Origin of the sequence: Paenibacillus sp. HB172176 (assembly GCF_011947265.1) — a bacterium.
Classification (GTDB): domain Bacteria; phylum Bacillota; class Bacilli; order Paenibacillales; family Paenibacillaceae; genus Pristimantibacillus.
The window spans coordinates 1-1,127 of record NZ_JAATHD010000076.1 but is presented as its reverse complement, the minus strand read 5'-3'; the positions used below and the strand labels follow the sequence as shown (position 1 = coordinate 1,127).

The window sequence follows — 1,127 nt, the reverse complement described above, 5'->3', positions numbered from 1 at the left end:
CAGACCCAATTATCATCATTCGCTTCATCGAATCTTCTCCTATGCCATTAGGTTTTGCGAGAATTTCTCATAACGTTTTTGTATTCACGAACCTTCACTGCCTTAAACGACCGTAGGGAGTGGCCGCGACGCGGTTAGGCAGTGCAAGGTTGTCCGGCTGATTATGCTTCCCTGCTACTAGAACGGCTCAATTATAGCCGTTCTATTCCAGCTTCGGTCCGGACCAAGGAGCCGGAGGCGACGCAGCGTGAATACTGTGTTATAAGATGTGGCCGACTTCTTTGAACTACCCCCAAATTAGTATTTATATTTCCTTATGATTTCTCCATTTATGTTTTGTCCAGTTTCTTTAAATCCGATAGATTGATATAAATATCCTGCCTTTTCATTATCGGGTTTATGACCAATAATAATTTCAGTAATACCGTTTTCCTTGGTTTTTATGTATTCCAGTAATCTAATTAATCCTTCTTTTCCATATCCTTTTCCTTGATAATCTGCATCTATCATGTATACATAAATCCAATATTGTCCGTCATCTTTATCTATGCAATATACACTAAAACCAATTACTTTATCGTCTTTGTAAATTGCTATTGTTTTTAGGTGTTTTTCAAATCGAGATTCTGCAATGGAATATACGATTGGAACTATAAATCTCTTTCCGTTTTCTTCACTAACTTTTAACTTAGTGCAGTCAAACCAGTTTCTTTGATCTACTTCTTGGATAGATATGTTCACTATCAAGCCTCATTTCGATTATTATTAAAGTTTGATTTTTCTGGGTTTCGGCCATTTCTTATAACGTTTTTGTATTCACGAACCTTCACTGCCTTAAGTGACCGAAGGGAACGGCCGCGACGCGGTTAGGCTGTGCAAGGTTGTCCGGCTGACTATGCTTCCCTGTTACTGAATCAACTTCTTCGAAACCACATCTTCCTACTTCGGCCGGACCAAGGAGCGATAGCGACGCTGCGTGAATACGGTGTTAGATGATGTACCGGCCTTCTCTGAATTGCTACTAAATGTCCTTAGTAGAGTAGAGAACTGAATTTCGTTGGAGGGCGCAAGCCCTCTAGTTACTTTCCAGTTCCCCCTTCATCAAACCGGACGTGAGGTTTTCCCTC

At 40.7% G+C, this 1,127-nt stretch carries 1 protein-coding gene; it reads right to left on the bottom strand.

Annotated elements, in window-relative coordinates; translation table 11 throughout:
• Positions 1–297: 297 nt before the first annotated feature.
• Positions 298–741, bottom strand: coding sequence for a GNAT family N-acetyltransferase (locus tag HFP08_RS28850; RefSeq protein WP_168124078.1), 444 nt, complete (start codon positions 739–741; stop codon positions 298–300).
• Positions 742–1,127: the final 386 nt, after the last annotated feature.